The 23,861-nt window shown below is 72.0% G+C and carries 17 protein-coding genes; 9 read left to right on the plus strand and 8 right to left on the minus strand.

The features are described 5' to 3' along the window. Window position 1 precedes the first annotated feature (1 nt). On the minus strand, window positions 2–2,461 hold the full coding sequence (locus ABZ354_RS08930; protein ID WP_358654507.1) for a helix-hairpin-helix domain-containing protein: 2,460 nt from the start codon (window positions 2,459–2,461) through the stop codon (window positions 2–4). After that, entirely contained in the window at window positions 2,458–3,441 is a 984-nt protein-coding gene (locus ABZ354_RS08935) for an aldo/keto reductase (protein ID WP_358654509.1), read from the minus strand. The genes ABZ354_RS08930 and ABZ354_RS08935 overlap by 4 nt, the downstream gene beginning before the upstream one ends. 147 nt (window positions 3,442–3,588) lie before the next feature. Between ABZ354_RS08935 and ABZ354_RS08940 the strand changes: the two genes are divergently transcribed. Together ABZ354_RS08940 and ABZ354_RS08945 are read left to right on the plus strand one after the other, a co-directional pair. Continuing rightward, a complete protein-coding gene (locus ABZ354_RS08940) occupies window positions 3,589–4,644 on the plus strand; it encodes an LLM class F420-dependent oxidoreductase (protein ID WP_358654511.1) in 1,056 nt (351 codons plus the stop codon). Window positions 4,645–4,871: 227 nt separating this feature from the next. Further along, window positions 4,872–5,660, plus strand: a complete 789-nt coding sequence (locus ABZ354_RS08945) for a ferritin-like domain-containing protein (protein WP_358654971.1) — start codon at window positions 4,872–4,874, stop codon at window positions 5,658–5,660. A 59-nt stretch (window positions 5,661–5,719) separates the two neighbouring features. Here ABZ354_RS08945 and corA read toward each other — a convergent pair whose 3' ends face one another. After that, entirely contained in the window at window positions 5,720–6,712 is a 993-nt protein-coding gene (gene corA, locus ABZ354_RS08950) for a magnesium/cobalt transporter CorA (RefSeq protein WP_358654973.1), read from the minus strand. 62 nt (window positions 6,713–6,774) lie between these two features. On the opposite strand from corA, the gene ABZ354_RS08955 reads away from it, so the two are divergent. The 4 genes from ABZ354_RS08955 to mshC all read left to right on the plus strand — a co-directional run bounded on the left by ABZ354_RS08955 (window position 6,775) and on the right by mshC (window position 10,335). Further along, entirely contained in the window at window positions 6,775–7,461 is a 687-nt protein-coding gene (locus tag ABZ354_RS08955) for a histidine phosphatase family protein (protein WP_358654513.1), read from the plus strand. A gap of 126 nt (window positions 7,462–7,587) precedes the next feature. Next, window positions 7,588–8,178 carry a DUF3090 domain-containing protein gene (locus ABZ354_RS08960; protein ID WP_358654515.1) on the plus strand — a complete coding sequence of 197 codons (591 nt, stop codon included), beginning with the start codon at window positions 7,588–7,590 and terminating at the stop codon, window positions 8,176–8,178. After that, window positions 8,175–8,975: an SCO1664 family protein gene (locus ABZ354_RS08965; RefSeq protein ID WP_358654517.1), complete on the plus strand. Its 801-nt coding sequence runs from the start codon at window positions 8,175–8,177 to the stop codon at window positions 8,973–8,975. The genes ABZ354_RS08960 and ABZ354_RS08965 overlap by 4 nt, the downstream gene beginning before the upstream one ends. A 130-nt stretch (window positions 8,976–9,105) precedes the next feature. Beyond that, window positions 9,106–10,335 carry a cysteine--1-D-myo-inosityl 2-amino-2-deoxy-alpha-D-glucopyranoside ligase gene (gene mshC, locus ABZ354_RS08970; protein WP_358654519.1) on the plus strand — a complete coding sequence of 410 codons (1,230 nt, stop codon included), beginning with the start codon at window positions 9,106–9,108 and terminating at the stop codon, window positions 10,333–10,335. A gap of 90 nt (window positions 10,336–10,425) precedes the next feature. Here the strand turns inward: mshC and ABZ354_RS08975 are convergent, their stop codons facing one another. From ABZ354_RS08975 to ABZ354_RS08995, 5 genes are all read right to left on the minus strand, one after another. Beyond that, the gene (locus ABZ354_RS08975) at window positions 10,426–11,421 is read right to left on the minus strand and encodes a PAC2 family protein (RefSeq protein ID WP_358654521.1); all 996 of its coding nucleotides are present in this window, start codon (window positions 11,419–11,421) and stop codon (window positions 10,426–10,428) included. Window positions 11,422–11,690: 269 nt separating this feature from the next. Continuing rightward, window positions 11,691–13,307, minus strand: a complete 1,617-nt coding sequence (locus ABZ354_RS08980) for a glycerol-3-phosphate dehydrogenase/oxidase (RefSeq protein ID WP_358654523.1) — start codon at window positions 13,305–13,307, stop codon at window positions 11,691–11,693. 9 nt (window positions 13,308–13,316) lie between these two features. Beyond that, the gene (glpK, locus tag ABZ354_RS08985; RefSeq protein WP_358654525.1) at window positions 13,317–14,855 is read right to left on the minus strand and encodes a glycerol kinase GlpK; all 1,539 of its coding nucleotides are present in this window, start codon (window positions 14,853–14,855) and stop codon (window positions 13,317–13,319) included. A gap of 91 nt (window positions 14,856–14,946) precedes the next feature. Then, the gene (locus tag ABZ354_RS08990) at window positions 14,947–15,738 is read right to left on the minus strand and encodes an MIP/aquaporin family protein (RefSeq protein ID WP_358654527.1); all 792 of its coding nucleotides are present in this window, start codon (window positions 15,736–15,738) and stop codon (window positions 14,947–14,949) included. A 469-nt stretch (window positions 15,739–16,207) separates the two neighbouring features. Beyond that, the gene (locus ABZ354_RS08995) at window positions 16,208–16,972 is read right to left on the minus strand and encodes an IclR family transcriptional regulator (RefSeq protein ID WP_358654529.1); all 765 of its coding nucleotides are present in this window, start codon (window positions 16,970–16,972) and stop codon (window positions 16,208–16,210) included. Window positions 16,973–17,378: 406 nt separating this feature from the next. Between ABZ354_RS08995 and metH the strand changes: the two genes are divergently transcribed. From metH to ABZ354_RS09010, 3 genes are all read left to right on the plus strand, one after another. After that, window positions 17,379–20,897: a methionine synthase gene (metH, locus tag ABZ354_RS09000; protein WP_358654531.1), complete on the plus strand. Its 3,519-nt coding sequence runs from the start codon at window positions 17,379–17,381 to the stop codon at window positions 20,895–20,897. A 206-nt stretch (window positions 20,898–21,103) separates the two neighbouring features. Beyond that, window positions 21,104–21,802, plus strand: a complete 699-nt coding sequence (locus ABZ354_RS09005; RefSeq protein WP_358654533.1) for an HAD family phosphatase — start codon at window positions 21,104–21,106, stop codon at window positions 21,800–21,802. Between the two features lie 442 nt (window positions 21,803–22,244). Next, window positions 22,245–23,846, plus strand: a complete 1,602-nt coding sequence (locus ABZ354_RS09010; RefSeq protein ID WP_358654535.1) for an ABC transporter substrate-binding protein — start codon at window positions 22,245–22,247, stop codon at window positions 23,844–23,846. Window positions 23,847–23,861 lie beyond the last annotated feature (15 nt).

The following is a 23,861-nucleotide window of genomic DNA, read 5'->3' on the forward strand; positions in this document are numbered from 1 at the left end:
GTCAGTTCGTGGTCGGGATCTGCGGGGTCAGCAGCGCCGGCAACCGGGTCGTGCGGGGCTTCGCCGGGATCTCGGCGACGGCTCGGGGCAGGGCCTGCTCCACGCCGTGCACCACGGACAGGTGGCGGTCGGCTCGGCTGAACGCCGTGTAGACCCAGGGCCGGCTCAGCGCCTGCGCGGCGTCGCCCGGCAGCACCACGACCACCGCGGGCCAGCGGACGCCCACCGCCTGGTGCGCGGTCAGCGCCCACCCGTGACGTACGGTCCGGTCCACCCGCTCCTTCGCCACGACGACGGCCTCGCCGGCGCACGACAGGTGCAGCCCGTCGGCGTCGGCCTTCACCACGCGGCCCGGCAGCGTACGGCCCGGAGCGGGGGAGTAGGCGATGCGGTCGCCGGGGTCGAAGCCGCCGAAGCGGCCCGGACCCGGGTTGAGGCGTTCTTTCAGCGCCGCGTTCAGGGCGCGCGTGCCGACCGCGCCGCCGTGCCCCGGTGTGATCACCTGCGTTTCCTCCGCCGGGACGCCGATCGCCCGCGGTACCGAGTCCGCGACGAGCTGCACCGTCCGGTGCACGGCCTCGCCCGCGTCCCGCACCGGCACGATCACGACCTCCTTGCCGGGCGCGTCGACCTGGATCAGCTCGCCGGCGCCGACGGCGGACACCAGCTCACCCAGCGGGCCCGGGTCGGGCCGCCGCGACGCGATCTGCGGGCACACCCCGGCGGCCAGCAGATCCGCGAACACCCGGCCCGGGCCGGCGGACCACAGCACCGCCGGGTCCCCGGCCAGCACCAGCCGGGCGCCGTCCGGCAACGACTCGGTGAGCAGGGCGGCCGCCTCGACGCCGAGCTGCGGGGCGTCGAGCAGCACCAGCAGGTCGAGGTCCAGCGCGCCGTCCGCGTCCCGGCCCGGGCCCTCCCCGCCCGTCAGCAGCCCGGTGACCGTGGTGACAGCGGGCCCGGTCGCCCCGGCCGCCTGCGAAAGGGCGGCGAAGCGGCCGCGGCCGAGCGGGCTGTGGGCGGCGGCCCAGGCACGCAGCCCGAGGCCCTGCGCCGTGCGCAGCAGCGCCGCCGGTTCCGCGAGGGACGCCTCGCCGCCGGTGTGCAGGACCAGGCCGTGGCCCGCGACCGCACGGATCAGCTCACCGGCCGACCCTCCGGCCTCCGCGGCGGCCCGCTCCCACTCCGCGGCCGGACCGTCCTCCTTCGGCACCGAGGTGATCAGCCGGGCCAGGCCGTCGGCCAGGGACTCCTCGGCCAGCGCGTACCGCTCCAGGCCGACCAGGACACGGACCGGCCGTTGCTCTTCCTCGTCGTCGTCCGCCACGGAGACCGGTGCCGCCGGTGCGCCCGGCTCGTCCAGGGCGTCCTGGAAGATCAGGGCCTCGCCCTCCGCGAGGGCGCTCTGTACGGCGGCGTCGGGATCGGGCACGCCCTGCTTGGCCAGCGCGGCACTCAGCGTGGGCATCTCCAGCGCCGTGTGCCCGGCGAGCGCCGCCTGCTCCAGAAGCCACGCCGTGACCGCCCGGCCCCGGCGCTCGTCGTCCGGACCGCACTCCGCGCCGAGCAGCGCCCGCGCGAATCTGTCCGCCTGCTCCGGCCGCACCCCGCTCACCCGCAGCAACTGCCAGGGGTCGTCGGTCAGTTGCTCCTGTGCGCCCTCGCCCAGCACGGCCGCGACCAGCGGTGCCAGTGCCTCCGGCGCGCCGCCCCGGGTCAGTACGGCCCGTACCTCTTCGACGGTCTCCGGCGCGGGCGCGAAGGGCGCCGCCTCCGCCGCGACCGGCTGCGGCCTGCGGACCGGCTCGGGAGCGGCACGGCGTGGGGCGGGCTCCGACCCGGGCTCGGGCTCGGCGAAGGCGGTGGTCGCCGGCCTGTCGCCGCTCTCCACGGCCCGTACGGCGGCGAGCAGGTCGGCGGCCTTCCCGCTGAGCCTGGTGCCGGCCTCGATCGGCGCCTTCTTCTCGGCCTTCCGCCGCTCGATGCGCTCCCGCTCCAACTGCTGGGCCCGCAGCTCGGCCTCGGCCTCGGACAACTGGGCGGCGCCCCCGGCAGCCCCCTCGGCGGCTGACGGGCCCTCGCCGGCCGGGCGGTCCCCGCCCGCCACGCCCGCTGCCTCCCCGGGGGCCGGCTCATCATCGGGCCCGCCGTCCTCGCCGTCGGCCCGCGGCGCTTCCGCGGCGGCCTGCGGCGGGGTGTCGGTGACCGGTCCGGCGTCCCCGGTGGTCTGCTCTCCCGCGCCGCCGGCCGCGCTGTCCTCGCCGTCGGCCTGCGGTGCCTCCGCGGAGGCCCGCGACGACGCGGCGTCCTCGGAGGCGACCGGTTCCGCCGCGCTGCCCGGGTCCCCGCCCTCGGCGCCCGGTCGGCCCGAGCCGCCGGTCGTGGCGTCGGCCCCGGAGGGTGCCCCGGCTCCCGGCGTCCCCGGCTCGGTTTGCTCCGTGGTCTCGGGCTCCGTGCTCACAGCGTGCTCCAGTCGTGATCGGGATAGCGGTGCACCGGCGCCGACACGTCGTCGAGCGCCCGGCAGATCTCCTCAGGAAGACTAAGCGCCTCCACTGACAAAGCGGCCGTGAGCTGCTGCGCGTTGCGCGGGCCCACGATCGGCGCGACCACGCCGGGGCGGTCGCGGACCCAGGCGAGGGCCACCTGGAGCGGCGTCACCGCGAGCCCGTCGGCGGCCGTGGACACGGCCTCCACGATGCGGCTCGCCGTGTCGTCGAGGTAGGGCGCGACGAACGGCGCCAGATGGTCGGAGGCGCCCCGCGAATCGGCCGGTGTGGCCGTGCGGTACTTCCCCGTCAGCACCCCGCGCCCCAGCGGGGAGGAGGGCAGCAGCCCGACCCCGAGGTCCAGCGCGGCCGGCAGCACCTCCCGCTCCACGCCCCGCTGCAGCAGCGAGTACTCCATCTGCGTGCTGGCCAGCCGGGTGTGCACCCCCGACGCGGCCAGCTGCCAGGTCGCCGCCTTGGCGAGCTGCCAGCCGCAGAAGTTGGACACCCCGGCATAGCGGGCCCGCCCGCTGCTGACGGCCAGGTCGAGGGCCTGGAGGGTCTCCTCCAACGGCGTGTACGGGTCGTACGCGTGCACGTGCCACACGTCCACGTGGTCCGTGCCGAGCCGGGAGAGCGAGGCGTCCAGCGCCGAGAGCAGATGGCCCCGTGAGCCGTCGAAGCGGCGGTCCGGGTCGGGGACGCTGCCGGCCTTCGTGGAGATCACCAGGTCACGGCGGGGCACCAGCCCGTCGATCAGTTTCCCGAGGAGGTACTCGGCCTCCCCGTCGCCGTACACGTCGGCCGTGTCGACGAGGCTTCCGCCCGCCTCCCAGAACGTTTTCAAGAGGTCAGCGGCGTCGTGCTCGTCGGTGTCCCGGCCCCAGGTGAGGGTGCCGAGACCGATGCGGGACACGCGCAGGCCGGTGCGACCGAGATGCCTCTGCTCCATGAACGCCGAGATTACTGGCCGCACCCCGCCCGGTGGGGGCCTGTGGACAACCGGATTCCCCCCGCGTGCTGCGGCGCTCCCCGCCCGTGCCGGGGCCGCGCTATGGTCTCCCCAACGTGGCGTTACTGACGGGTAAGGGGATCGGTCATGCAGCTCGGGATCAACCTCGGCTACTGGGGCGCCGGAATGGACGGGGACAACCTCGCCGTCGCCCAGGAGGCCGACCGGCTCGGCTACGCCGTCTGCTGGGCCGCCGAGGCCTACGGCTCCGACGCGGCGACCGTGCTCAGCTGGGTCGCCGCCCAGACCGAGCGCATCGACGTGGGCTCGGCCATCTTCCAGATCCCGGCCCGGCAGCCCGCGATGACCGCGATGACCGCCGCCACCCTCGACTCGCTCTCCGGCGGCCGTTTCCGCCTCGGCCTCGGCGTGTCCGGGCCCCAGGTCTCCGAGGGCTGGTACGGCGTCAGGTTCGACAAGCCGCTCTCCCGCACCCGCGAGTACGTGGAGATCGTCCGCAAGGCCATGAGCCGTGAACGCCTCACCCACGACGGCGCGCACTGGACGCTGCCGCTGCCCGACGGACCCGGTAAGCCGATCAAGCTCACCGTGCACCCGCAGCGCGAGCACATCCCGCTCTACATCGCCGCGATCGGCCCCAAGAACCTGGAGCAGACCGGCGAGATCGCCGACGGCGCCCTGCTCATCTTCCCGTCGGCCGACCACCTCGAGGACACCGCGATCAGGCACCTGCGCGCCGGGCGCGAGAAGGCCGGCAAGACCCTCGACGGCTTCGACGTCTGCCCGACGCTGCCGCTCGCCGTCGGCGACGACAAGGACGTGCCGGCGCTCGCCGACACCTTCCGGCCCTACACCGCCCTGTACGTCGGCGGCATGGGCAGCCGCAGGCAGAACTTCTACAACCGGCTCGCCGGGCGCATGGGGTACGAGAGGGAGGCCGCCGAGATCCAGGACAGGTACCTGTCCGGCGACAAGCAGGGCGCCGCCGCGGCCGTACCGCACGACCTGATCGACTCCACGACGCTGCTCGGTTCCGTCGACCGCATCGCCGACCGGATGAAGGCCTACGCGGCGGCCGGAGTCACGACCCTGACACTGGCTCCGGCGGGCTTCACGCTCGACGAACGGCTCACCGCGCTCCGCGCCGGCACCGAGGCCCTGGAACGCGCGGGCCTGGCCTGAGACGTCGGCGGCCGTGGTGGGGGCTCGGGGGGCTTCCCCGCCACGGCCGGCACCCGGACAACGCGAGTGACCCCCGCCCGGTTACGCGCCCGCCCCGGACCCGGCGCTCCATCGTTCGGCGGATCGGGCCCGCCGTATCGGTTGCACGGCCTCGGACCGCGCATTTGACTCATTCTCCGTGGATCACGCAGAGAGCGGTTCCGCAGAGAGGTGTCCCGATGTCCCCGATGCTTTCGGCCAAGCGTCTGTTCCAGGAGATCCTCGACCACGACGAGTCCTTCGCCCTGTTCTGCTCCATCGCCGCCGGCGGCGAAACCCAGGGCGGCTGGGAGAACGCCCGCATCGCCGCGCTCGCCCCGGACAGCGAGCGCGACCTCGTCCCCAAGATCGCCCGGCACGGCGCCGACGAGGACAAGCACGGGCGCATCTTCCACGCCCTGCTGAAAAGACGCGGCCTCGACCCCGTACCGGTCCCGCCCGAGACCGACTACACCATGCTGCTCGAGAAGAACGGCATCGGCCTCGCGCACGACAGGCTCCGGCGCGACGAACCGCTCACCGTCCACGACATCGTCACCTACCTCGCGCACAGCCGCGTCACCGAACAGCGCGCCTCCGAACAGATGCGGCTGCTCCGCGGGCTGTTCGCCGACCACCCCGACATCGGCCGTGCCGTCCAGCAGATCGCCCACGACGAGGACAACCACCTCGCCTACTGCCACGAGGAGTTGCTGCGTCTCGCACGCGCCGGGCACGGCCGGGCCATCCAGCGGGCGCTGCGCGCGTGCGCGCTCGCCGAGATCCGCGTCCACCGCGACGTCAGCCTCGCCGTCATGACCCGCATGGGGCGCATCCTCGGCTGGTCGCGGCCCAGGGCGGCCCTTCTCGCCGTCGGCATCCACGCCGCGTACGCGTACGAGCGGCTCGTCGGGCGGCGCCGCATGGAGCGGCTGCGGATGCCGGAGCGGCGCAACGCCCTGGGCGGACCCGCGCGCCCGGCCCCGGAGCCGGCCTGAGCGCGCCCGGGCGGGCCGGCGCGACCGGTGGGGCCCGCCGGTCGCGCCGGGCAGCGGACCTACAGCCAGCCGCGCCGCTTGAACAGCCGGTACAACAGCACCTCCAGGACGGCCATGAGGACGATCAGGGCCGGATACGACCACTCCCAGTGGAGCTCCGGCATGTGCGCGAAGTTCATGCCGTAGATCCCCGTGATCATGGTGGGGACGGCGGCCATGGCGGCCCACCCGGAGATCTTGCGCATGTCGTCGTTCTGCCGGACGGTCATCTGCGCCAGATGCGCCGACAGGATGTCCGACACCAGGCGGTCCAGCGCCTCCACCGACTCGTTCACGCGCGTGACGTGGTCGTGCACGTCGCGGAAGAACGGGCGGGCCTTGTCGTCGACGAACGGCACCGTCCCGAACGGGCCCGGGTCCGCGAGGCGGTTCAGCGGCAGCGTCAGCGGGCCCGTCGCCCGGCGGAACTCCAGGACCTGCCGCTTGTAGGCGTAGATCCGCGACGCGGTGTGCCGGGAACCGCCGCCCTCCGGCAGGAACACCTCCGTCTCCAGCTCCTCCAGGTCGTTCTGCAGCTCCGCCGCCACCTCCAGGTAGTGGTCGACGGTCGCGTCGGCGATCGCGTACAGCACCGCGGTGGGACCCTCGGCGAGCAGGTCCGGTTCCCGCTCCAGGCGGTGCCGTACGGCCTGCAGCGGGGCGCCCTCGCCGTGCCGGACGGTCACCACGAACGAGTCCCCGAGGAAGATCATCACCTCGCCGGAGGAGACGGTGTCGCTGCGCGGCTCGTACACGACCGGTTTCAGGACGAGGAACAGGGAGTCCTCGTACGTCTCCAGTTTGGGCCGCTGGTGGGCTTTCAGGGCGTCCTCGACGGCCAGCGGATGAAGCCCGAACTCCTGGGCCACCCGGTCGAACTCGGCCTCCGACGGCCTGTGCAGCCCGATCCACACGAAGCCGCCCGCGGCGCGTGCGTCGGCCAGGGCGTCGGAGAGGTCCTCGTGGCCCTCGGCCCGCTGCCCGTCGCGGTAGATGGCGCAGTCGACGATCACTGTGGGCATTCTCCTGTCGCTCGTACGTCCTCACACTCCGGCGTGCGCCTACCCTGGGCGGCATGCCCACGCTGATCCTGGTCCGGCACGGACGTTCCACCGCCAACACCGAAGGGCTGCTCGCCGGCTGGACGCCCGGCGTCGCCCTCGACGAACGCGGCGCCGCACAGGCCGCCGCACTGCCCGGCCGGCTCGCCGGGATCGCCCTCTCCGAGATCGTCAGCAGCCCCCTGCAGCGCTGCCAGGAGACCGTCCGGCCGCTGCTGGAGGCCCGCCCCGGCCTCACCGTCCACACCGACGAACGCATTGGCGAGTGCCACTACGGCGACTGGACCGGCCGCAAACTCGCCGACCTCATGGACGAGCCGACGATGGAGGTCGTCCAGACCCACCCGTCGGCCGTGCAGTTCCCCGGCGGCGAGTCCATGCGCGCCATGCAGCACCGGGCCGCCGAGGCGGTGCGCGAGTGGAACGCCCGCGTCGAGCGCGATCACGGCCCCGACGCCGTGTTCCTCATGTGCTCGCACGGCGACATCATCAAGTCCCTCGTCGCGGACGCGCTCGGACTCCATCTCGACCTCTTCCAGCGGATCACCGTCGAACCGTGTTCCATCACCGCGATCCGTTACACCCGCATGCGCCCCTTCCTCCTCCGGCTCGGCGACACCGGCGACTTCGCGTCCCTGATGCCGCGCGAGCAGCCGCCGGCCGACGACGCCCCGGTGGGAGGCGGTGCGGGCGCACCGTGATCGTCGGCCGCAGTAGGGTGAAGCGGTCGACCGTTGCCGTAACCGCCATACCGACGATTCCCCCGCAAGCCGCGCCTCCCACCGGCCCGATCCCCTCGATGCCCCCGATCCCCATGGAGACAGGACGTGTCCCGTCAGGTGTTCCTCTACGACCAACCGGACCGTTTCGTGGCCGGTACGGTCGGACTGCCAGGGCGCCGTACGTTCTTCCTCCAGGCCTCCGCCGGCTCCCGGGTGACCAGCGTGGCCCTGGAGAAGACCCAGGTCGCGGCGCTCGCCGAGCGCATGGAAGAACTCCTCGACGAGGTCGTACGGCGTAGCGGCGGCAACGCGGCCGTCCCCGCCGTCGCCCCCACGGAGAACGCCGACACCGCGCCGCTCGAGACCCCTCTCGAGGAGGAGTTCCGGGTCGGCACCATGGCGCTCGCCTGGGACGGCGAGGACCAGTGCATGATCGTCGAGGCGCAGGCCCTCGTGGAACTGGACGCCGACTCCGAGGAGGACCTCGCCGAGGCCGAGGAGCGGCTGCTGCAGGACGAGGAGAACGGGCCCCCGATGCTGCGGGTCAGACTGACCGGCCCGCAGGCCCGCGCCTTCGCCAAGCGCGCCCTCGACGTCGTCAACGCCGGAAGGCCGCCGTGCCCGCTGTGCAGCCTCCCGCTCGACCCGGAAGGACACGTGTGTCCGCGCCAGAACGGATACCGCCGCGGAGCGTGACCAGCACCGGCGCGTCCGCCGCCGAACTGCTCGCCGCGGGTGAGCTGACGGTCCGCGGACGCATTCGCGAGGCGTCCAACGCGGCGCTGTACTGCACGGTCGCCCTGGACGGCCGGGAGGCGGCCTGCGTCTACAAGCCGGTCGCCGGGGAACGCCCGCTGTGGGACTTCCCCGACGGCACACTCGCCCGGCGTGAGGTCGCCGCGTACGAGGTGTCCCGGGCGTCCGGCTGGGACCTGGTGCCGCCGACGGTGCTGCGTGACGGGCCGTACGGCGAGGGCATGTGCCAGCTGTGGATCGAGGCGGCTCCCGACGCCGAACTGCTCGCGCTGGTCGAGGGCGAGGAACCCGGCCCGGGCTGGAAGGCCGTCGGTTTCGCCGAGGTCGGCGAAGGACGCACCGCGCTGCTCGTGCACGCCGACGACGAGCGGCTGCGGCGCCTCGCCGTGCTGGACGCCGTGATCAACAACGCCGACCGCAAGGGCGGCCACCTGCTGCCCACCGGCGACGGGCATCTGTACGCCATCGACCACGGCGTCACCTTCCACGCCGAGAACAAGCTGCGCACGCTGCTGTGGGGCTGGGCCGGGGAGCCGCTGACCCCCGAGGCGTCCGCCGTCCTCACGGGTCTCGCAGGCGGCCTCGCGGAGGGCGGGACGCTCGCCGCGCGGCTCGCCCCGCTGATCACCGCCGCCGAACTCGACGCCACCCGCGCGCGGGTCGCCGCGCTGCTCGCCACCGGCACCCACCCGGAGCCGAGCGGCGACTGGCCGGCCATTCCCTGGCCGCCCGTATAGCACCGGTGCGGGCGGGGGCCGCCGGACCGGGGCCGTTGCCGACGGGCGGTACCGCGCAAGGACGCCTTACCGGCCATCCGGCGCCCAACCGGTTCGTGTACGGAACATCCGTCCGGTTAGGCTTCACGGCATGCATGCCTGGCCCGCTTCCGAGGTCCCCGCCCTGCCTGGTCAGGGCCGCGACCTGAGGATCCACGACACCGCGACCGGCGGCCTCGTCACCCTCGACCCCGGTCCTGTCGCCCGTATCTACGTCTGCGGCATCACCCCGTACGACGCGACCCACATCGGTCACGCGGCGACCTACAACGCGTTCGATCTCGTACAGCGCGTGTGGCTCGACACCAAGCGGCAGGTTCACTACGTCCAGAACGTCACCGACGTCGACGACCCGCTGCTGGAGCGCGCCCAGCGGGACGGCGTGGACTGGACCGGACTCGCCGAGCAGGAAACCGCCCTGTTCCGTGAGGACATGACGGCGCTGCGGATGCTGCCCCCGCAGGCTTACATCGGCGCTGTCGAGGCGATACCCGGGATCGTCCCGCTCGTCGAGCGGCTGCGCGACGCCGGCGCCGCCTACGAGCTGGAGGGGGACATCTACTTCTCCGTCGAGTCCGACCCGCACTTCGGCCAGGTCTCCCACCTCGACGCCGCCGCGATGCGGCTGCTGTCCGCCGAGCGCGGCGGCGACCCCGACCGGCCCGGCAAGAAGAACCCGCTCGACCCGATGCTCTGGATGGCGGCCCGAGAGGGCGAGCCCAGCTGGGACGGCGCCACGCTCGGCCGCGGCCGGCCCGGCTGGCACATCGAGTGCGTCGCCATCGCCCTCGACCACCTCGGCATGGGCTTCGACGTCCAGGGCGGCGGCTCCGACCTGGTCTTCCCGCACCACGAGATGGGCGCCTCGCACGCCCAGGTCCTCACCAACGAGTTCCCCATGGCCAAGGCGTACGTCCACGCCGGCATGGTCGCCCTGGACGGCGAGAAGATGTCCAAGTCCAAGGGCAACCTCGTCTTCGTGTCGCAGCTGCGCCGCGACGGCGTCGACCCCGCCGCCGTCCGCCTCTCCCTGCTCGCCCACCACTACCGGGCCGACTGGGAGTGGACCGACCAGGTGCTGCGGGACGCCGTCGCGCGCCTCGGCCGCTGGCGCGCCGCCGTCTCCCGGCCCGACGGACCGCCCGCCGAGGCCCTGGTGGACGAGATCCGCGCGGCCCTCGCGCACGACCTGGACGCCCCGGCCGCACTCACCGCGGTCGACCGCTGGGCGGAACTCCAGCGGGCCACCGGCGGTACGGACGAGGGCGCGCCGGGCGTGGTCTCCCGTGCGGTGGACGCGCTGCTCGGCGTAGCCCTGTAGGCGGGACAGCAGGACAGCAGGTACGGCGAAGGGGCGGTGCGCTATCCGGCGCACCGCCCCTTCGCCCTGCCTGGTCCGACCCTGTCCCGCTCAGTCCTCCGACGACTCCTCGTCGTCCGTGCCGCCCGCCTTCGGCGGCTTCGGGGGGCGCGTACGACCGCTCGGATTGTCCCGCAGGTACGGCGTCCCCGGCGGACCGTCGCCGCCGTCCGCGGTGGCGTGCCCGGTCGGTCCTGTCGGTCCCGAACCGTCCCGGCGCCGCAGATACCGCTCGAACTCGCGGGCGATGGCCTCGCCCGACGCCTCCGGCAGCTCCGCGGTGTCCCGGGCCTCCTCCAGCGTCTGCACGTACTCGGCGACCTCGCTGTCCTCGGCGGCCAGCTGGTCCACGCCCACCTGCCACGCACGCGCGTCCTCGGGCAGCTCGCCCAGCGGGATACGCACGTCGATCAGGTCCTCCAGGCGGTTCAGGAGGGCCAGCGTCGCCTTCGGGTTCGGCGGCTGCGACACGTAGTGCGGGACGGCCGCCCACAGCGACACGGCCGGCACACCGGCGTGCGTGCACGCCTCCTGCAGGACGCCGACGATGCCCGTGGGCCCCTCGTACTTGGTCTCCTCCAGATCCATCCGGCGCGCCAGGTCCGGGTCCGACGTCGTCCCGCTGATGGGGACCGGACGGGTGTGCGGAGTGTCGCCCAGCAAGGCGCCCAGCACGACCACCAGCTCGACACCCAGCTCATGGGCGAAGCCGAGCAGCTCGTTGCAGAACGAGCGCCAGCGCATGGACGGTTCGATGCCCCGGACCAGGACGAGGTCGCGCGGCTTGTCACCGCCGACCCGCACCACGGACAGCCGGGTCGTCGGCCAGGTGATCTTCCGGACGCCGGCGTCCATCCACACCGTGGGGCGGTTGACCTGGAAGTCGTAGTAGTCCTCGGCGTCCAGTGCCGCGAACACCTCGCCCTTCCATTCCCGTTCCAGATGCGCGACCGCGGTGGAGGCGGCGTCGCCGGCATCGTTCCAGCCCTCGAACGCGGCCACCATGACCGGGTCGATCAGCTCGGGAACCCCCTCGAGCTCGATCACCCAGTGCCTCCTTCCGACGTGCCCCTCACGTACGCCCCAACCTTACGGCGTGGCGCGCGGTCACCCGCATCCCCCTTGCACGGGTGCAGTGCCCCCATCACTGCCCCGGCCGGAGCCCCGGAACACCCGTGGCGCGTTCGCCCGGGGAGAGATCGGCGGCGGACGCGCGGACGGGAACGGGCCGCTCCCGCCGTCGCGGAGCCGTGCCTCGCAGCCCTCCCTCGCACCGGGCCGGGCGACGGACCGGTCCACCGTCGTCCGGAAGCCGGCTACTTCTCGTCCAGCAGGCCCTGGACCTTCGCCCGGACCTCGTCGGTGGCCAGACCGCGGATCGTCAGTGTCGTACGGCGGCGCAGGACGTCGTCCGCCGTCTCGGCCCACTCGCTGTCCCGGGCGTAGACGACCTGCGCCCAGATCTCCGGGGCGTCCGGATGGACGCGTTCGGCGAGCGCCGGGCTCTCGTTGGCGATGCGGGCGATGTCGAAGGCCAGCGAGCCGTAGTGGGTGGCCAGGTGCCGGGCGGTGTCGGCGGCCATGCGCGGGCCCGGCGCCGGATGGTCCACGAGCAGCCGGTGGGCGACCGCGCGCGGGTTGGCGACCCCCGGCAGCGGCAGCTTCTTCGGCAGCGCGGAGACCGGCTCGTAGTCGTCGCCCAGCGGATGGCCCGGCAGTGCCTGGAGCTTGCGCATCACCGTGCGGCCGATGTGGCGGAACGTCGTCCACTTGCCGCCCGCCACGGACAGCATGCCGCCCCTGCCCTCGGTCACCACCGTCTCGCGCTTGGCCTTCGCGGTGTCGCCGGGGCCGCCCGGCAGCACCCGCAGACCGGCGAACGCGTACGTGATCAGGTCACGGTCGAGCTGCTGGTCGCGGATGGAGAACGCGGCCTCGTCGAGTATCTGGGTGATGTCCCCGTCGTTGACGGCGACGTCCGCCGGGTCGCCCTCGAACGGCTCGTCGGTCGTGCCCAGCAGCAGCATGTCCTCCCAGGGGAGGGCGAAGGTGATGCGGTACTTGTCGATCGGGGTCGCCAGCGCCGCCTTCCACGGCGAGGTGCGCTTCAGCACCAGGTGCGCGCCCTTCGACAGGCGGATCGACGGCGCGGCGTTCGGGTCCTCCATCCGGCGCAGGTGGTCGACCCACGGCCCGGTCGCGTTCAGCACCAGGCGGGCGTTCACGCCGAACTCGTCGCCGGACTGCCGGTCGCGCAGCTCCGCGCCGGTCACCCGGCCCCGGGTGAAGCGCAGGCCCGTCACCTCGGCGTGGTTCAGCACGACCGCGCCCGACCCGGCGGCCGCGCGGACCGTCATCAGCGCCATGCGCGCGTCGTTCATCTGGTCGTCGCCGTACACGGCCACGGCCTTGAGGTCGTCGGTGCGCAGCTCGGGCACGTCCTGCGCGGCCTTGGCGGGGGACAGCAGGTGCCCGACGCCGTCACCGAAGGCCGACAGCATCGAGTACGCGAAGACACCGGCCCCCAGCTTCGCCGCGCCGTGCGGCCCGCCCTTGTACACGGGGAGGTAGAACGTGAGCGGGTTCGCCAGGTGCGGGGCCACCTGACGGGACACCGCGCGGCGCTCGAAGTGATTCTCCGCCACCAGCTTCACCGCGCCGGTCTGCAGGTAGCGCAACCCCCCGTGGAGCAGTTTGGAGGACGCGGAGGAGGTGGCACCGGCGAAGTCGCCGGCGTCGACCAGAGCCACCCTGAGGCCGGCCTGCGCGGCGTGCCAGGCGGTGGAGATGCCCAGGATGCCGCCGCCGATCACGAGAAGGTCGTACGACGCCTTGGCGAGCTGCTCCCGGGTCTGGGCGCGGCTCGGGTTCGAGCCGCCGGCCGGGTGCGTGCCCAGGGCAGGCACGGACTGCAGGGTGGACTCAATGGTCATGTCGGGTTCTTACTCCTCGTCCTCGAGCCAGCCCATGGTCCGCTCGACGGCCTTGAGCCAGCTCTTGTACTCACGGTCGCGCTTCTCCGCGTCCATGCGTGGGGTCCACTCCGCGGCCCGGCGCCAGTTGGCGCGCAGGTCCTCGGTGTTGTTCCAGAAGCCGACGGCGAGGCCGGCGGCGTAGGCGGCGCCGAGGCAGGTGGTCTCCGCGACCATCGGGCGCACCACCGGGGCGTCCACGAAGTCGGCGAGCGTCTGCATCAGCAGGTTGTTGGAGGTCATGCCGCCGTCGACCTTGAGCGCGGTCAGCTCGACGCCGGAGTCCTTCGTCATGGCGTCGGCGATCTCCCGCGTCTGCCAGGCGGTGGCCTCCAGTACGGCGCGCGCGAGGTGCGCCTTGGTGACGTACCGGGTGAGGCCGGCGATCACACCGCGCGCGTCGGAGCGCCAGTACGGGGCGAACAGGCCGGAGAAGGCCGGCACGAAGTAGGCGCCGCCGTTGTCCTCGACGGACAGCGCGAGCGTCTCGATCTCGGCGGCGGTGGAGATCAGGCCCATCTGGTCGCGCATCCATTGCACCAGCGAACCGGTGACGGCGATCGAGCCCTCCAGGGCGTAGACCGTCTTCTGGTCGCCGATCTTGTAGCCGACGGTGGTGAGCAGCCCGCTGTACGAGTTGATGATCTTGTCGCCGGTGTTCATCACCATGAAGGTGCCGGTGCCGTACGTCGACTTGGTCTCGCCCTCGGCGAAACACGTCTGGCCGAACAGCGCCGCCTGCTGGTCGCCCAGCGCGGAGGCCACCGGGATGCCGCCGAGCAGGTCGCCCAGCCGGCCGCCGGTGATCTCGCCGTAGACCTCGGCGGAGGAGCGGATCTCGGGGAGGAGCTGCTTCGGAACGCCGATGGACTCGCAGATCCTGTCGTCCCACTCCATGGTGTGGAGGTTCATCAGCATGGTGCGGGAGGCGTTGGTGACGTCGGTGACGTGCTTGCCGCCGTCGACACCGCCGGTCAGGTTCCAGATGACCCAGGTGTCCATGGTGCCGAAGAGGATGTCGCCCGCCTCGGCGCGCTCCTTGAGGCCCTCGACGTTGTCGAGCAGCCAGCGGGCCTTGGGCCCGGCGAAGTAGGAGGCCAGCGGCAGGCCGGTCTCGCGGCGGAAGCGGTCCTGGCCGACGTTGCGGCCGAGTTCCTTGCACAGGGTGTCGGTGCGGGTGTCCTGCCAGACGATGGCGTTGTGGACGGGCTCACCGGTGTTCTTGTCCCACAGCACGGTCGTCTCGCGCTGGTTGGTGATGCCGATGGCCTTGATGTCGTCGCGGGTGATGCCGGCCTTGGCGATGGCGCCGGCGACGACCTCCTCGACGTTCGTCCAGATCTCGGTGGCGTCGTGCTCGACCCAGCCCGGCTTCGGGAAGATCTGCTCGTGCTCCTTCTGGTCGACCGCGACGATGCGTCCGTCGCGGTCGAAGACGATGCAGCGGCTCGACGTGGTGCCCTGGTCGATGGCGGCGATGAAGGGGCCGGCGGTGTGCGCGTCGGTCACTGTGTGCTCCTGGGAGTTGCGTGGTGGGCGGCGGTGTCAGCGGCGGGTCGCGGTGCCTGCACGGGAGCCGGACGGCTCCCGTGCAGGGGGATCACGCGAAGGCGACGTTGTAGATACCCGCGGCTATGGCACCGCCGATCAGCGGACCGACGACCGGGACCCAGGCGTAGCTCCAGTCGGAGCCGCCCTTGTTGGGCAGCGGGAGCAGGGCGTGCACGATGCGCGGGCCGAGGTCACGGGCCGGGTTGATCGCGTACCCGGTGGGGCCGCCGAGGGACAGGCCGATCGACACCACCACGAGCGCGGTGACCAGGCCGCCCAGGATGCCCAGACCGGTGCCCTCGTTGTTCAGGCCCTGCGTCAGGACCGCGAGGAGCAGGACCACCGTGCCGATGATCTCCGTGAGGAGGTTCTGCACCGGGTTGCGGACCTCGGGACCGGTGGAGAATATGCCCAGGACCGGGCCCGCGCCCTTCTCCCGTGCCTCGACGGACTTGGCGGCGTCCTGCGCAGCGGGCTCGCCGACGATCTCCCGGTCGGTGAGGTGCGCGAGGAACTGGCCGTAGTACGCCACCCAGACCAGCGCCGCGCCGATCATGGCGCCGAGGAACTCGCCGGCGAAGTAGGTCGGTACGTCGCCCCACTCGCCGTCCTTGATGGCGAGCGCGACCGTCACCGCCGGGTTGAGATGGGCGCCCGAGAGCGGTCCGGCGATGTACACCGCCGTCATGACGGCGAAGCCCCACCCGAAGGCGATGGCGAGCCAGCCGGCGTTGCGGGCCTTGGAGGCCTTCAGCGTGACGGCGGCACAGACGCCGCCGCCGAGCAGGATGAGAACGGCGGTACCGATGGTCTCGCCGATGAAGATGTCGGAGCTGGACACCCGCGACTCCTTTGTCCTTCGTCCAGGGGAAACCGAACCCCCGAATGCCTCCGGGAGTTTGGGTGCCCTCAAGGTGATGAGAGCGATGTTGGCCCTTGGCGTTGCCACACCCTAACGCGTATTGCCGGTAGGTGTTCGACAATGCCGACCGATGGACGGGAAGTCTTGCCCGGTGTCCCTCATGCGTCAAGGGCTCTGTTGCCGAAAGCGCGATCGTTATTGATCGTCGTCCGCTGCCGGTTCCCGAGGCCCCGCGGCGTACGGACGCGTGGCCCGGGGCCGCGCCCCGTCGGGCCCGCCCCCGGCCGGTGTCCGGACGCGACGCCGACCGAACGCCGTACGGCGCTCCGGTCTCACTCTGCCCCGTGCGGGGCGCTTCGGAACCGCCCGGACCGAGGCGTCTGAAGGCCGTCCGGGCACAGACGCCCCAGAACCACGCATCTCAGGGCGGCCCCGCGCGCCGGGCGCCTCAGAACCGCCCGGCGCCCAGGTCCCGGGACACCGAACGGGCACAGTCGCGCACCGCGGCGACCAGCTCGGGGCGCGGCTCCCCGTCCCGGCACAGCCGCTCCACGGCGCCCGTGATGCCGACCGAGCCGACCGGCATGCGGCGCCGGTCGTGGATGGGGGCGGCGACCGACGCGACGCCCTCCCAGGTCTCCTCGACGTCCGCCGCGTACCCGCGCGCGCGGGTCATGTCGAGGATCTGCTCGAAAGCGTCCGGATCGCAGACGGTCCGGTCCGTGAACGCCTTGCGGCCGGCTTCCATGGCCTCGCTGTGCGCCACCGGGTCGTACGCCGACAGGACCTTGCCGAGCGCCGTGGAGTGCAGCGGCTGCATGGCCCCGATCTCCAGCACCTGGCGGCTGTCGTCGGGCCGGAAGACGTGGTGCACGATGAGGACGCCCTGCTGGTGCAGAACGCCCAGGTGCACGCTCTCGCCGCTGGACCTGGCCAGGTCGTCCGTCCATACCAGGGCCCGCGCCCGCAGTTCGTGCACGTCGAGGTACGTCGTGCCGAGGCGCAGCAGCTCGGCGCCCAGCTGGTAGCGCCCGGAGGCCTCGTCCTGCTCGACGAAACCCTCCTGCTGGAGGGTGCGCAGGATGCCGTGGGCCGTGCCCTTGGCCAGGCCCAGGGACGAGGCGATGTCCGACAGGCCCAGCCGCCGCTCGCCGCCCGCGAGCAGCCGCAGCATCGCGGCCGCCCGTTCGAGCGACTGGATGTTCCGTGCCATCGCCGTCCTGCCTCCCGTCCCCTTCGACCGTCGACCCGCGACGTCGCTGCCGCTGTTCGGCAATGCCGAACACTACCGGTCGATGCCGACCCGTCGCTAACAGTTGGCCGATTCACGGTCCAGCGTCGGCCGACCGAACGGTGCGAGGTGCCCCACGCTGCGTGCGGACCACCCCGCCCGGCGGGGCGGCCCGTCCCGCCCGGAGGGCGCGGCCGGGCCGCCCCGCCCCGGCACCTCGCGGCGACGCGCCGTGCCGCCGCCATCCTCGTCCGGCCTGTGGACCCTCTGACCACCGGCCCCCGGTCCCGGCTACCCTGGCGACGTGCGTCATCGCCCGAGAGCTCCAGGTGAGCTCTCTTCGGGCCGGCGCAAAGCCGACAGCCGTCGCAGCCAAGGGAGCCCTTACATGGCCTCGTCGCCACCGACCCCTACCGCCGACAGCCGGACCCGCGCGTCCGCCCTCCGCGAGGCACTCGCCACCCGGGTGGTGGTCGCCGACGGAGCGATGGGCACGATGCTCCAGGCGCAGGACCCGACCCTCGAGGACTTCGAGAACCTCGAGGGCTGCAACGAGATCCTGAACATCACGAGGCCGGACATCGTCCGCTCCGTCCACACCGAGTACTACGCCGCCGGCGTGGACTGCGTGGAGACCAACACCTTCGGCGCCAACCTCGCCGCCCTCGGCGAGTACGACATCGCCGACCGGATCGTCGAGCTGTCCGAGTCCGGCGCCCGCATCGCCCGCGAGGTCGCCGACGAGTTCACGCGGAGCACCGGACAGCAGCGCTGGGTGCTCGGCTCCATGGGCCCCGGCACCAAGCTGCCCACCCTCGGCCACACCACGTACGCCGCGATCCGCGACGCCTACCAGCAGAACGCCGAGGGCCTGCTCGCCGGCGGCGCCGACGCGCTGCTCGTGGAGACCACGCAGGACCTGCTGCAGACCAAGGCGTCCGTGGTCGCCGCCCGGCGCGCCATGGAGGCCACCGGCCACGACGTGCCGCTCATCGTGTCGGTCACCGTCGAGACCACCGGCACCATGCTGCTCGGCTCCGAGATCGGCGCCGCGCTCACCGCGCTGGAGCCGCTCGGCATCGACATGATCGGCCTGAACTGCGCGACCGGCCCCACCGAGATGAGCGAGCACCTGCGCTATCTCGCCCGCCACGCCCGCGTGCCGCTGTCCTGCATGCCCAACGCCGGACTGCCCGTCCTCACCTCGGACGGCGCGCACTACCCGCTCACCGCCCCCGAGCTGGCCCAGGCGCAGGAGAACTTCGTCCGCGACTACGGCCTGTCCCTGGTCGGCGGCTGCTGCGGCACCACCCCCGAGCACCTTCGCCAGGTCGTCGAACGGGTCCGCGCGCTCACTCCCGCCGAGCGCGCCCCCCAGCCCGAGCCCGGCGCCGCCTCCCTCTACCAGACCGTGCCCTTCCGTCAGGACACCTCGTACCTGGCGATCGGCGAGCGCACCAACGCCAACGGTTCGAAGAAGTTCCGCGAGGCCATGCTGGAGGCCCGCTGGGACGACTGCGTGGAGATCGCGCGCGAGCAGATCCGCGAGGGCGCGCACATGCTCGACCTGTGCGTGGACTACGTCGGCCGCGACGGCGTCGCCGACATGGCGGAACTGGCCGGCCGCTTCGCCACCGCCTCCACCCTGCCGATCGTGCTGGACTCCACCGAGGTCGACGTGATCCGCGCCGGCCTGGAGAAGCTGGGCGGCCGAGCGGTGATCAACTCGGTGAACTACGAGGACGGTGACGGCCCCGAGTCCCGCTTCGCCAGGGTCACCGCGCTGGCCAGGGAGCACGGCGCCGCGCTGATCGCGCTGACCATCGACGAGGAGGGCCAGGCCCGCACCGCCGAGAAGAAGGTCGAGATCGCCGAACGCCTGATCGCCGACCTGACCGGCAACTGGGGCATCCACGAGGAGGACATCCTCGTCGACTGCCTCACCTTCACGATCTGCACCGGCCAGGAGGAGTCCCGCAAGGACGGCGCCGCCACCATCGAGGGCATCCGCGAACTCAAGCGGCGCCACCCGAACGTACAGACCACGCTGGGCCTGTCGAACATCTCCTTCGGACTGAACCCGGCCGCACGCATCCTGCTGAACTCCGTCTTCCTCGACGAGTGCGTCAAGGCCGGCCTGGACTCGGCGATCGTGCACGCCTCGAAGATCCTGCCCATCGCGCGCTTCAGCGAGGAAGAGGTCCGGACAGCCCTCGACCTCATCCACGACCGCCGCGGCGAGGGCTACGACCCGCTGCAGAAGCTGATGGCCCTGTTCGAGGGCGCCACCGCCAAGTCCCTCAAGGCCGGCAGGGCCGAGGAACTGGCCGCGCTGCCCCTGGACGAGCGCCTCAAGCGCCGCATCATCGACGGCGAACGCAACGGCCTGGAAGCCGACCTGGACGAGGCCCTCCGCACCCGCCCGGCGCTCGACATCGTCAACGAGACCCTGCTGGACGGCATGAAGGTCGTCGGCGAGCTGTTCGGCTCCGGCCAGATGCAGCTGCCGTTCGTCCTGCAGTCCGCCGAGGTCATGAAGACGGCCGTCGCCCACCTCGAACCCCACATGGAGAAAGTCGAGGGCGACGAGTCGGGCAAGGGCACCATCGTCCTCGCGACCGTCCGCGGCGACGTCCACGACATCGGCAAGAACCTCGTGGACATCATCCTGTCCAACAACGGCTACAACGTCGTCAACCTCGGCATCAAGCAGCCGGTCTCCGCGATCCTCGAGGCCGCCGAGGAGCACCGGGCGGACGTCATCGGCATGTCGGGGCTCCTGGTGAAGTCCACGGTGATCATGAAGGAGAACCTGGAGGAGCTGAACGCCCGCGAACTCGCCGCGACGTACCCGGTCATCCTCGGCGGCGCCGCCCTCACCCGGGCCTACGTCGAACAGGACCTGCACGACATCTACGACGGCGAGGTCCGCTACGCCCGCGACGCCTTCGAGGGCCTGCGCCTGATGGACGCCCTCATCGGCATCAAGCGCGGCGTCCCCGGCGCGCAGCTGCCCGAACTGAGGCAGCGAAGGGTCAAGGCCGCCACCGCCGCTGTCGAGGAGCGCGCCGCCGAGGGCGCGGTCCGCTCCGACGTCGCCACCGACAACCCGGTCCCCGAGCCGCCCTTCTGGGGCACCCGCGTCGCCAAGGGCATCCAGCTCAAGGAGTACGCGACCTGGCTGGACGAGGGCGCGCTGTTCAAGGGTCAGTGGGGCCTGAAGCAGGCCCGTACCGGCGACGGACCGACCTACGAGGAACTGGTCGAGACCGAGGGCCGGCCCCGGCTGCGCGGCCTGCTCGACCGGCTCCAGACGGACAGTCTGCTGGAGGCGGCCGTCGTCCACGGCTACTTCCCGTGCGTCTCCAAGGACGACGACCTGATCGTCCTGGACGAGCAGGGCAACGAGCGGACCCGCTTCACCTTCCCGCGCCAGCGCCGCGGCCGGCGGCTGTGCCTGGCGGACTTCTTCCGCCCGGAGGAGTCCGGCGAGACCGACGTCGTCGGCTTCCAGGTCGTCACCGTCGGCTCCCGCATCGGCGAGGAGACGGCCCGCCTGTTCGAGGCCAACGCCTACCGGGACTACCTCGAACTGCACGGCCTGTCCGTGCAGTTGGCCGAGGCGCTCGCCGAGTACTGGCACGCGCGGGTGCGTTCCGAACTCGGCTTCGCCGGCGAGGACCCGGCCGTGATGGAGGACATGTTCGCGCTGAAGTACCGCGGCGCCCGCTTCTCCCTCGGCTACGGCGCCTGCCCCGACCTGGAGGACCGCGCGAAGATCGCGGACCTGCTGGAGCCGGAGCGCATCGGCGTGCGGCTGTCCGAGGAGTTCCAGCTCCACCCGGAGCAGTCCACGGACGCCATCGTCATCCACCACCCGGAGGCGAAGTACTTCAACGCCCGCTGAGCCGGGGCACCGGGGGCACACGGCACACCGGCGGGCCGGGGGCACGCGGAGCACCGCGTGCCCGGGACACGTGGGACAGCCGTGTGCCCCAGGACACGCGGGATAAACGAGGCGAAACTTTCCCGGACGACGTAGACTGGTCGGTCCACTGCAGGCCGGTTCCCCGTGGGAACCGGCCTGATCGTCCCTCAAGGAGGTGCGCCCGGATGACCAGTACGGTCCCCGCGCTCGGAGTTCGTACCGCCGAAGGCTCGGCCCTGCAGGCCGTGCTCCTGGACATGGACGGCACCCTGGTGGACACCGAGGGCTTCTGGTGGGACGTGGAGGCGGAGGTCTTCGCCGCCCTCGGCCACGCCCTCGACGAGTCCTGGCGCCACGTCGTGGTCGGTGGCCCCATGACGCGCAGCGCCGGGTTCCTCATCGAGGCCACGGGCGCCGACATCACCCTCGCCGAGCTGACCGTGCTGCTGAACAAGGGCTTCGAGGAGCGCATCGACCAGGCGCTGCCGCTGATGCCGGGCGCGGCCCGCCTGCTCGCCGAACTGTCCGAGCAGAACATTCCGACGGCCCTGGTCTCCGCCTCGCACCGGCGCATCATCGACCGTGTGATGGCCTGTCTCGGCCCGCAGTACTTCGCCCTGTCGGTCGCCGGTGACGAGGTGGCGCGCACCAAGCCGCACCCCGATCCCTACCTGGTGGCCGCCGCGGGTCTGGGCGCGGACCCGACGAGATGCGCGGTGGTGGAGGACACCGCGACCGGCATCGCGGCGGCGGAGGCCGCGGGCTGCCACGTCGTGGCGGTGCCGTCCGTGGCACCCATCGCCCCGGCCGCCCGGCGTACGGTCGTGACCTCCCTGGAAGAGGTCGATCTCGCGTTCCTCCGGGGACTGATCACCGCGGCGTGACGGAAAGGCGCCGGGTGTGCACCCGGCGCACGGCGCCGTTTCACAGAGAATTCCCGGGCTGATGGACGAACTAATTGAATGAATAAAGTACGTTCACCTGGTCGAATTACCGGGCCGGGGGACCCTCGCCGGGGTGTGTGACGTTCACCACGCCCGGCCGGATCGGCGGCGTGTTCGACCCGTGCCGGTCACTCTTTTCGGACATCGGCGACAGACCCTTGTGTCCTATTTGGCGAGATCCTGTACCAATACTTCAGCCCTCAGGTTTTCGGTGCGTCCACGGCCGGTTCCGCTGCGTGACGGTGGCTCATGCCGGGCGCGGCGATTCGGCCGACGGGTGCGGACTAATCTCGTCCCGAGGACCTCACGCCTCCCCGTGCCCCCGCCGCGACACCCCTATGTGCCGGGTACACGGATTCGACAGCTGTGGAGAAACCCGAGTATGAACCGCAAAACTCTGGTGCTGCCGACCGTTCTCGGTCTGCTCGTGCCCGTCCTCGCCGCCTGCGGCGGGACCGGTGGCGCCGCCGGAGACGACGGCATAGCCGTCGGCACCACGGACCGGTTCACCGTCTCGAAGGACGCTCCCGCCCCGCTCGACCCCGCCTACGCCTACGACGTCGGCCCCTGGAACATCCTGCGGCAGACCGTGCAGACCCTGATGGTCCAGCCGCACGGCGAGGGCGACCCCGTGCCGGAGGCCGCCGAGGAGTGCGGATTCACCGACACCGGCAACGAGCGCTACGAGTGCACCCTGCGCGAGGGCCTGACGTTCGCCGACGGTGACGCGGTGACCGCGGCCGACGTCAAGTACTCCATGGAGCGGGCGCTCTCCCTGAAGGCCGACAGCGGTGTCTTCGCCCTGCTGTCGAACATCGACACCATCGAGACGCAGGGCGACCGCGACGTCGTCTTCCACCTCAAGACGGCCGACGCCACGTTCCCCTTCAAGCTGTCCACCCCGGTCGCCGGCATCGTCAATTCCGACGACTACCCCAAGGACCGGCTGCGGGACGGCTTCGAGCTCGACGGCTCCGGCCCGTACACCTTCAGGCCGCAGATCGAGGGCGGCGAGCTGGTCAAGGCGGTCTTCGCCAGGAACACCAGGTACAAGGGCGCCCTGGACGTCAAGAACGACCAGGTCGAACTGGTCTCCTACGAGAACGCCGACGCCATGGGCAAGGCGATGGAGGCGGGGGACATCGACCTGATGACCCGCACGATGTCACCGGAGCAGATCCGCAAGCTGTCCGGCAACTCCGGCAACGACATCGACCTGATCGAGACGTCCGGCCTCGGCATCCGCTACCTCGCCTTCGACACCTCGGACCCCGCCGTGAAGTCCAAGGCCGTCCGCCAGGCCATGGCCCAACTCGTCAACCGCAGCGAACTCATCTCCAAGGTCTACGGGTCCCAGGCCGAGCCCCTGTACTCGCTCGTCCCGGCCAGCATCACCGGCCACTCCAACTCGTTCTTCAACAAGTACGGCGAGCCGGACACCGGCAAGGCCGGGGCGCTGCTGCAAGAGGCCGGCATCACCACCCCGGTGAAGCTGACGCTGAACTACACGACCGACCACTACGGCCCGGCCACCAAGAACGAGTTCGCGGTCCTGCGCAAGCAGCTCAACGCCAGTGGCCTCTTCGACGTGACCGTCAAGGGCACCCCGTGGTCGAAGTTCCGTCCGGCCGGCCTGAAGGGCCAGTACGAGGTCTACGGCATGGGCTGGTTCCCGGACTTCCCCGACGCCGACAACTTTCTCGCGCCGTTCCTCGACAAGGACAACTTCCTCGCCTCCCCGTACACCAACCGCCGGGTCCGCGACGACCTCATCCCGAAGTCCCGCCGCGAGGCGGACCGGCTGTCCGCCGCCAAGAGCCTCCAGGACATCCAGGACGTCGTCGCCGAGGACGTGCCCGTGCTGCCGCTGTGGCAGGGCAAGGAGTACGTCGCCGTGCGGGGTGACGTCACGGGCACCGCTTACACCCTCAACTCGTCTTCGACGCTGCAGCTCTGGGAGCTCGGCCGCGGCGCGAACGGCTGAAAGCTCCGCACCGGG

This window comes from Streptomyces sp. NPDC005925, assembly GCF_040638805.1.
Taxonomy (GTDB): domain Bacteria; phylum Actinomycetota; class Actinomycetes; order Streptomycetales; family Streptomycetaceae; genus Streptomyces.